Raw genomic sequence first — 9,700 nt, 5'->3', positions numbered from 1 at the left:
GTTCGTTTGTAGTAACCATTTCGACTGTTGTGCGGTCCGTCTTGATTCTCCTCCAGATGCGATTGGATCTCTGCTCGCATGATGGTCTCCAGCGTGTTTTTCACGAAGTCAGTAACAAGATTTTCAACTAGCTCATTCAGTGTGCTTTGGGTTATAGTAGTCATCGAGAAGGGTCCTTTCTTGGTGGTTTCGTCACTCCCGAGAATACCCTTCTTTTTTATGCTTTGGATAGACTCCAAATCATGGTACACAAACTACTGTATATCATCGTGAAACCACATGATGTGGAGTATATTTTCCGTTATTTGCTCATCAGCAACCCGAAATCATTGAATTCTGGGACAATAGCGGAATATATGCGACATGTTATTGAAATTGTCCCCGTTTTTCTACGAATAGCGGAACATTTGCGACATCATTTTAGTGGGGTAAAGTGTTTTCGCAACAGTCCGGTGGTGGGCGAGCAACTTTTGCTTGGATGTCTGCACCAATGTCGGGCGGATCTTCCCGTGCGTCCACAACTGCGGCGGGCAACTCTACTCCGTGTTCATTGAAACTACTGACGGGGCCGCTCTACTCCGTATGTATAAACACTGATTCCGGGCAGCTTTTTACTGATCCGTAGATAGTAATTCGAACGGTCCTCCATAGGAAGGATGAAACGCCAAAAGCCGCCCCGAACGGGACGGCTCTGCTACCTGTCGCTTGGGCGGATTACAGCTTCATTGAGATATATTTTACTTCCAGAAACTCTTCGATCCCCCAATGGCCGCCCTCGCGGCCGAGACCGCTCTCCTTCATGCCGCCGAATGGCGCCTGCGCCGTTGCAGGCAGCCCGTCATTTAGACCAACGATGCCATACTCCAGCCCTTCGGAGATCTCGAATGCTTCCTTCAGATTCTGCGTATAAACATAAGCTGAGAGTCCATAGCGGGAATCGTTGGCGCGGCGAATGACTTCCTCCGTGGTCTGGTACGTCGTAACCGGCAGCAACGGGCCAAAGGTCTCCTCACGCATACAGAGCATCTCATCCGTTACCCCTGTCAGAACCGCCGGCTCTACAAAGTAGCCCGGGCCCTCCGGTGCCGACACGCGTGCTGCAACGGTTGCGCCACGTTCGATCGCATCGCCGACATGGCGGTTCACTTTCTCCACAGCTGCCTTGTTGATCAGAGGTCCGACGGTTGAGCCTTCCTCCAGACCGTTGCCGACCTTCACCGTTTGCATCTCTTCCGTCAGAGCAGCAACAAACGCTTCATGCACCGACTCATGCACATAGACCCGATTTGGACAGATGCACGTTTGCCCCGCATTGCGGAATTTCGGTGCCATCAGCTCCTTGGCTGCTTGCGCCAGGTCAGCATTGGCCGTGACGATGTATGGCGCATGCCCGCCCAGCTCCAGGGACAGCTTCTTCACGGTATCCGCCGCCTGACGATACAACAGCTTGCCAACACGCGTCGAGCCGGTAAAAGAAAGCTTGCTCACGCGCGGATCGGCCATCCAGGTCTCGCCGATCGCCGCAGCATCGCCAGCAATGACGTTCAGGACACCAGCCGGAATGCCTGCTTCATGCGCCAACTCTACCAGCTTGTACGCAGTTAGCGGCGTGAACTCCGACGGCTTGACGACGACGGTACATCCCGCTGCCAGGGCAGGCGCCACCTTGCGTGTCAGCATTGCTGCCGGGAAGTTCCATGGGGTGATAGCCGCCACAACACCAACGGGTTGCTTGTTAACGAGAATCCGCTTGTCCGGTGCAGAGGCAGGGACAGATTGTCCATAGACCCGCTTACCCTCTTCGGCGAACCAGGTGAGGAAGCTGCCCGCGTAAGTCATTTCGCCGATCGCTTCTGGCAAAGGTTTACCTTGCTCCAGCGTCATGACGCGGCCGATTTCTTCTTTGTGCTGCTCGATGAGTTGGTGCCAGCGCAGCAGCAGCGCCCCACGCTCGCTTGCCGTCTTGCGGCGCCATGCTGGGCCAGCGGCATAGGCTGCATCCACAGCCGCCGTCGCTTCCGCAGCTCCAGCATAAGCGATACTGCCTACAACCTCCAGCGTGGCAGGATTTTCGACCGGCTGTCGCTTTTCCGTGCCGACCCACTCGCCGTTGATATACAGATTCGTCTCCATCGTGCATCCTCCTCAAAGTGTTCTATAGAAAGCTGACTTCCTTCGTAAGCGTAAACTGAGCTGGACGATCTGATCGTCCTCTTCTGCCTCCCATGCTAGGATGGATGTGTAACGAAACGTCAGATTCTTATTTGGCCAAATAACTCCGATTATGAACGCTAACGAAACGTCATCACCTTATCTGCCTCCAAACCCTCAAAAAACCAGGCATTGGAGCAAAATAAGACGCTGTAGTTTCGTTAGAAATCGAATTCCCCCGTTTAGGGGGCTATAGCGATACCCAGTTTCGTTATCGCACCGGTCTTCACCCGCTTGGCATCACAAGTGGACGAATGTGCAGCCATGCTACGAACGTAATCGTGCGGTGGCTGCATTCATGTGGGCAGTGCAACCCTACGGTGGGGGCAATATTAAAGCGTATGTTAGTTATTCGTCGCAAATGGATAGCTTTAGACCGATTATCCGACCGAGCAGCATCCAGTTCCATGTCTGCAAACCTTCGTTCGTAACCCGTACGTCCAGCAAGTACGGGCCTTGGGCGTCCAGGCCACTGAGGATGGCTGCGGCGTAGATCACCCTCAGTTCGTAACCCGTACGTCCAGTAAGTAAGGGCCTTGGGCGTCCAGGCCGCGGCGGATGGCTGCACCCAGGTCATCCAGCGCGTCCACGCGCTCGGCTGGGACGCCGTACGATTGAGACATCTGCACGAGGTCGGCTGGACCATCCAGATCGAGTGATGGCAGATGCGTGCCGCCCAGCGGCGAGCCCATAGCCTTGAGGCCGGTCTTGAGGACGTGGTAGGCCCGATTGTTGACGACGAGGAACAAAACTCGCGCCTTGGTCACGACCGCGCTGTACAGGATTTGCGGATAGTACAGGAACGTGCCGTCCCCGACTACACTGACGACCACGTGATCCGGGTCAGCCAGTGCCGCGCCGACGGCCTGGGACGTGCCATGGCCGAGGCCACCGCCCTTGCCGGCGGTGTAATGCTTCGGCTCCCACATGGTAATGTGGTCCGTGAACGGCAGCGCATTGGAGACGGCCTCGTTCACGATGACGAAGCGGCCGTCATCCGGCAGTGCGGCATCGAGTGCACCGGCAATCAAGGCCGGGGTCAGGTCGCCCTTGTCCCTGTCAGTCTGCCGTACGGCAGCCAACTGGTCGCGGCGCTTCTCCGACTGCTCCCGCACCGCAGCCGCTCGCTCGGCGATCCGCTCCAACTGCGTGCCTTCGCCTGCTTGTCCTGCTCCGGGCGTTGGTAGCTGCTCTTGTTGAACAGCAATCCGATCTCCAAGGGTCCCAGGCTCAGCCGCCGCTCTATCCGACGCCCCTGATCCGTTCACATCGACGCCACCCTGATGCTCCAGCACTCCACCAATCTGAGCGGCCAAGGCCTCCAGACTCACCTGGATGTCGCCCCAGGCACCGACGCCGGCGACGTGGTTTTTGCCGATCTCCCATGGGTCATCGTGCAGGTACAACACTTGCGTCTCCGGACCAACCAGACTGCCGCCGCCATCGTAGAGGGCCATCGGCGCCTGGACACTGACGCCTACGAACAGAATCGTATCGTAGTCGCTGTAGGTGCGACGGATCGCCGGGCCGTTCATCGGCAGCGTGCCCAGGTAGTGCGGATGCCGGCTGTCGAAGCTCTGGCGCGTCGGCATTGCCTCGGAGAGCACGCCGATTCCCGTCAGCTCGGATAACCGCTGCAGTTCCAGATGGGCCTGCGAATCGCCCACGCCGTCTCCGGCGACGATGAGCGGTCGCTCAGCAGCCAGCAACTGGCTTGCAATCTCACGCAGCGCAGCAGGGTCAGCCGAGAACCGCGAAGCGACCTGCAGCGGCTTGGGCAGAGTCTCCACCGTCGCTTCGGCCATCGAGATGTCGTACGGGACAGAGAGGAACACTGGCCCGTGCGGCGGCGTCATGGCTACCTTGAAGGCGCGGACGAGCGCCTGCGGCCATTCATCTGCATGGCGCACCTCATGCGCCCACTTGGTCATGCTCTTCACCTGGCCGACATGATCGCCTGCCAGAATCGGCTCATCCAGCAGCAGCCGTGTGTGATGCTGACCGGCGATGACGATGAGCGGAATGCCCGCCCGGTAGGCGTTGTAGATATTGCCCATGCCGTTGGCCAATCCCGGCGCCACATGCAGGATGACAACGGCAGGCTTGCCGGATTGGCGGGCATAGCCCATCGCCATGCCCACGGCGTTGGCCTCATGCAGTGCAGTAATATATTCGAAGCCCTCATGCTTGGACACGCCGTCAATGAACGGCAGCTCCGACGTGCCCGGGTTGCCGAACACATAAGGTACGTCATAATGGCGAAGCAGTTGAAACAGCAAATCCCGGCTCCATGTCGTCATGGTTGCTTGCTCCTCTCGTTCTCTACTCCTATTCCAGTACGAAGCCATGCTCCCGGAGGAACGGCGCCAGATCGCGGCGGAATTCGTTGCCCCGCGCCATCCGCCGCGCGGTATGCTCCAGCCAGCTGTAATACGCCGTATCCTGATCGGCAGCCGGCGTCACGCCTTCAATGCGAACACGACGGCCTTCGTACGCGCCTGTCCCGGCCATCCGCTCATCATATGCAGCGAGGCCTTCCTCCAGCTTCTCCAGCGAGTACTTCTCTTCATGCGCAACGATCGCTTGCGGCAGACGCGGACGTACAGCGCCGCGTGGCTTGGCCGGATGACCAACCGCCAGACCAACAGTGGCAAATACGCCCGGCGGCAGCTCCAGCAGCTCGGCCACTTCACGGGCCCGGTTGCGGATCGCGCCGACCATGCAGCAGCCCAGGCCGACACTTTCGGCGGCCAGCGAAGCATTTTGCACAGCCAGGGCACTGTCCATCATCGAGACGAGCAGCAGCTCCAGATAGTTCGAGCCAAAGTCATAGCCTTGCTTGCGGGTCACATGCTGGTGACGATAGGTGTCGGCGCAGAAAACCATGAACAGCGGGGCCTGGCCGATAAATGCCTGGTTATCGCACAGCTCCTGCAGCTTGGCTTTGCGCTCGGGATCACGGACAATGACAACGCTCCACGACTGGAAGTTCGAAGAGGTCGAGGCGCTCTGCGCCGCGGTCACCATCGTCTCCACAATGCCTTCCGGCAGCGCTTTTTCCGGATCAAAGGAACGAACGGAGCTGTGTGTCACCATCTGGTCAATAACGGGATTGCGCAACGAATCGAAGACAGGTAAGGCATCAATTGTAAAACGGTCCATCGGGAAGCCTCCTAAGCTCTGAACTCGGGGATGAGTATTTTTTTCATAAAAATCGTCAGATGACCGCGCCCCAGATCCTTGGAGCCCTGGACCTCGTAGCCGCGGCGCTCATACATCTCGATCAGCCATGGGTGCTTGTCTGCAGTACCAAGCGAGACGGCCGGCGCCTTCAGCGTATCGCGCAGCATCGTCTCCTCGCACCAGGTGATCATCTCGCGGCCGATACCCTTGCGTCCGGCATCCGGATCGCTGGCGAACCACCAGAGATGGGGCAATCCGTAAGGCCCGGCTTGCGGCCCCCACGGCATGCGCACGGAGATGGTGGAGACGATACGACCTTCCTCTTCCATCACAAAGCACATATTGTTGGTGAGATTCTTCTCGACCAGTGCCAGATCTGCCGTCGCAGCGGCAAAATGAATACCCAGCTCGCGAATCGGCGCATAGGCGCGCAGGGACAGATCCACAAGCTCCGGACCGTCCGCCAGCGTCGCCAATCGAAATTCAGCCATTACCCTTCTCCTCCTTCAGACCATGCCGTTCCCACAAAAGCGATCCGGTCGCCGGTATCGACCGGCGGGTTGCGCCGCGTAGCAATGACATACATCGGCTGCTCCACTCGGACATCCTGCACTGTACCAAACATATCGACAATCCGGCACAGCCGGTCGCCCGGCTCCAGGAAGCTGCCGCTCGGCGCCATATCAATAGCCAGGCCGCCATGGTCGGTATACAGAAAACGGCGTCCGGTGACGGTCGGCTTGCGCGCTGGCAGGCCAGCAGCCGGTTGGACGGCAAGCTCCAGCATGCCCAGATGGGACAAAATCGCTTCAATCCCGCGCTCGCCGAACGTCACCATCTCCGGCTCCAGTACACCGCCAGTGCCAATCTCCGCCATGAAGGCCGGAATGCCGTGCACCAGGCACTGGACGTCTAGGAAGCCAGCCACGTTGCCCGGCAGCTCGCTCACTGCACCGCCCAGGTCCACCCGGCAATGCGCCGAGCCGTCGAAGACGCGAGCCAGCGTCTCCGCCTCGTCACTGACGCTTGCCTCGGCAGCAGGAATTCGTTTGAATACCGTATACGGCAGGGCATCGAAGTACGAGCCCAAGGTATGAAAGTCGATCAGATGCGTCGCATACTGCTTGATGCCCTGGAAGAGCACGTCTGCCATCCGCTGTGAGATCGTCCCAACCGCACTGCCGGGAAATTGCATGTCCAGATCCAGCCCATCCTGCGGTGTATTCTTCTGCCGCGCTTGAAGGGCGAGCGGATTCGAGATCGGCGTGGCGATGATCGAGCCTGTGAGCTGGGCGGGATCAAGCCGGTGGACCAGGTTGCGGATCGCCATCGGTCCGTTAATCTCATCGCCATGCACCGCCCCATTGAGCCAGAGGCACGGGCCCTCTTGGGCGCCATTGATGATTAGCACCGGCATCCGGACCGGTCCGCCATGTGACAGCTGCGCCACCGTAATCTCGCCTGTCACCCGCTGTCCGGGTTCGGCGACAATATCGCCCCACTCTATCGTCTGGCTCATGAGGCGTCGCCCCCTTCTTCCACCAGCCAGCCGGAGCGTTCGGCAGCAGCCAGCACTCGGTCTACCGTCTCACCAGCCGAGCCCAGGTACGTCGTCGCATCCATCAAATCCTCCAGCTGCTCTCGGCTCATGACCGCCTGCACCCGCTCATCTGCCATGAGAATATCCCGGAATGGAATATCTTCTTCGACGCTACGCATGCAATGCTCATAGACAAGCTCATGCGCCGTTTGTTTGCCCATGCTTTTGCCGAGTACGAACATGACCCGCTCGGAGAGCAACAGGCCGCCCAGACGGTTAAGGTTGGTCAGCATATTCTCCGGCTTCACGATCAGCCCTGAGAGAATGCTCTTGGCCAGGGCCAGCTGCGCCGCCAAATAGATGCAGCTCTCCGGCATCGCGATCCATTCGCCGCGCCAGGACATTGCGTCACGCTCATGCTCGACCATCATCGACTCCTGAACGAGCGCTACATTGTAGCGAATCGGCTTGGTCAGTGAGACCATTCCCTCCAGGGCTGCCGGATTGCGCTTGTGCGGCATCGTCGAGGACCCGATCTTGCCCGCCGTAAACGGCTCTTCGACCTCATCAATCTCGGTGCGCATCAGGTTGTACAGCTCATTGCCAAGCTTGGCTATCGTACCGCTGATCAAGCCCAGCAGACTGGCATACTCCGCCGAGCGGTCCCGGGAGGAATGCCAGCAGATGTTGGCCGTCTGCAGCCCCAGCTTGTCCATGGTCAGACGCTCTACCTCAGGACCCTGCGGTCCAAAGGATGCATAGGTCCCTACGCCGCCGCCGAGCACGCCGGTAAACACACGGCCTTCGGCCTCCTGGAGTCGGTCCAAATGACGAACGAACTCATCAAGCACAACCGCAATCTTGAAGCCGAAGGTGGTCGGCAAGCCCTGCATGCCGTGTGAACGACCTGCCATTGGCGTCAAACGATACTCCTGTGCAAGACGCGCCAGCTCGCGGGCCACGGCTCGGGCATCGCGAACGATGATGCGGTGCGCTTCCTGCAGCTGCAGCATCATTCCCGTATCGACGATGTCCTGAGTCGTGGCGCCATAGTGCACCCACTCGCCATGCTCCTCGCCGCACAGTCGTTGGAGCGCCTTTAGCGTGGACATGAAGGAATGCTTCAGAATCGCCGCTTCAGCAGCTACCTCTTCCATATTGATGGAGCCGCCCTGCGCGCTTTCCGCGATGACCTTGGCCGAAGCCGCAGGAATCAGGCCCAGCTCTCCTTCAGCGAGCGCCAGCGCTGCCTCAACGTCGAGGTGCTTTTGCAGGCGATTCTCGTCCGACCAGACATTCCGCATCTCCTCTGTACCAAAATTATTGCGGGTCAAAATCATATCGATTACATGTGACGGCATTCGCTGATCCTCCTAGTTGTAAGGTCCGGTTACACAGTCAGGGACGTGCGATGCAACGGCTGCTGCTCGCCCGGCCCTGATGTGCTTGGTAAGATTGGAGACTAGCCTGGCTTTGGAAGGCAGACCGCCTCGCCCCGCCTCTTATTGCCAGCTAGTCCTATATTTCCGAAGCGACTTATGCTCGCCCCTAGGGCAAGCTCCGCCGCTGGTTACTTGGTTACTTGGCGTAAGCCTGCAGCGCCTCAATGGCCACTTCTGCGAACAGAGCAGCACTGATGGATAGCGCGTCCTCGTTCAATGTGAATTTCGGGTGATGCCATTGCTCGGTACCGCCGGTTCCCATCCACAGGAACGCGCCAGGCACTTGCTCTTGATAGAGAGCGAAGTCTTCTCCACCCATGGTGGAGACCGCCTCCACCACTTGCAGCCCCTGGGAACGAGCCACCCGATCCGTCAGCTCAATCGCTGCAGCATCGTTATTGACGGCCGGCAGCATGCCGATCCATTCCAGCTCTGCCTCTGCACCATACCCTGCTGCGACGTTCTCGACCACACGGCGCATCTGCTCCGGCAGATTGGCTCTGGCTTCGCGTTGGAAGGTTCGAACCGTGCCCTCCATCTCTCCGCTCTCGGGGATCACATTCCAGGACGAACCGACCTGCAGGCGGCACACACTGACGACCGCCGCATGATGTGGACTTGTATTGCGGCTGACCAGTGTCTGTAGCGCACCAACGATGGCACTGCTGACAACAATGGGATCCACGGTCGCCTCCGGGATGCCGGCATGGCCGCCGACGCCTTTGACCCGGACGATGAAGCGGTCGACGGAGGCCATGAGCGGGCCCACCCGCAGACCGACCGTGCCGACCGGCAGCTCCGGCTTGTTGTGCATGCCGAATACGGCCGATACGCCTTCCAATGCGCCTGCTGCAATGACAGTCTTGGCGCCGGATGCCGTCTCTTCGGCCGGTTGGAACAAGATCCGTACGTTGCCCGCAAGCGTCGAAGCATGCTTTTGCAGCAGGGCTGCCGCACCGATCATGGATGTGGTATGAAAATCATGTCCGCAGGCGTGCATCCGCCCCGGGATCTCAGAGGCAAAAGGCAAGCCCGTCTCTTCCTGGACGGGCAGCGCGTCGATATCGGCACGCAGCAGGATCGTCGGGCCGGGACGCCCGCCTTGGATCTCTGCCAGAACGCCCGTCGTCAGATTCAGTTCTCGCAACGGCACACCCGCTTCGGTCAGCCAGGCACGGATGCGTGCGGTTGTCTCATGCTCTTCCCCCGACAACTCCGGATGTCTGTGCAGCTCCCGTCGCATGCTCACCAATTGCTCTTGCAATCCAGTGCTCATCTCCTGCAGGGTTGATGATAGGGTCGTCATGATATCGCCTCCTGTTAA

Annotated in this window: 7 protein-coding genes and 1 pseudogene; all 8 read right to left on the bottom strand. The window is 59.2% G+C overall.

Annotation, left to right across the window (positions count from 1 at the left end; genetic code table 11):
- Nucleotides 1-164: pseudogene (locus F556_RS39265) on the bottom strand (IS256 family transposase); the annotation flags it as partial.
- Between the two features lie 550 nt (nt 165-714).
- A complete protein-coding gene (locus F556_RS0123190) occupies nt 715-2,133 on the bottom strand; it encodes an NAD-dependent succinate-semialdehyde dehydrogenase (RefSeq protein ID WP_020619390.1) in 1,419 nt (472 codons plus the stop codon).
- 578 nt (nt 2,134-2,711) lie between these two features.
- A complete protein-coding gene (locus tag F556_RS38875) occupies nt 2,712-4,511 on the bottom strand; it encodes a thiamine pyrophosphate-binding protein (RefSeq protein ID WP_020619389.1) in 1,800 nt (599 codons plus the stop codon).
- A gap of 28 nt (nt 4,512-4,539) precedes the next feature.
- On the bottom strand, nt 4,540-5,373 hold the full coding sequence (locus F556_RS34975; protein WP_020619388.1) for an NADPH-dependent oxidoreductase: 834 nt from the start codon (nt 5,371-5,373) through the stop codon (nt 4,540-4,542).
- 11 nt (nt 5,374-5,384) lie between these two features.
- Nucleotides 5,385-5,885, bottom strand: coding sequence for a GNAT family N-acetyltransferase (locus tag F556_RS0123175; RefSeq protein WP_020619387.1), 501 nt, complete (start codon nt 5,883-5,885; stop codon nt 5,385-5,387).
- Nucleotides 5,885-6,913: a M14 family metallopeptidase gene (locus tag F556_RS0123170; RefSeq protein ID WP_020619386.1), complete on the bottom strand. Its 1,029-nt coding sequence runs from the start codon at nt 6,911-6,913 to the stop codon at nt 5,885-5,887. Before F556_RS0123170 ends, F556_RS0123175 begins: the two co-directional genes overlap by 1 nt.
- Entirely contained in the window at nt 6,910-8,295 is a 1,386-nt protein-coding gene (gene purB / locus F556_RS0123165; RefSeq protein ID WP_020619385.1) for an adenylosuccinate lyase, read from the bottom strand. The genes F556_RS0123170 and purB overlap by 4 nt, the downstream gene beginning before the upstream one ends.
- A gap of 217 nt (nt 8,296-8,512) precedes the next feature.
- The gene (locus F556_RS0123160; protein WP_020619384.1) at nt 8,513-9,682 is read right to left on the bottom strand and encodes an amidohydrolase; all 1,170 of its coding nucleotides are present in this window, start codon (nt 9,680-9,682) and stop codon (nt 8,513-8,515) included.
- Between the last annotated feature and the right edge of the window lie 18 nt (nt 9,683-9,700).

It is taken from the genome of Paenibacillus daejeonensis DSM 15491, assembly GCF_000378385.1.
Classification (GTDB): domain Bacteria; phylum Bacillota; class Bacilli; order Paenibacillales; family Paenibacillaceae; genus Paenibacillus_D; species Paenibacillus_D daejeonensis.
Note: the sequence above shows the minus strand (reverse complement) of the source record. Positions and strands in the feature narration are given on the sequence as shown.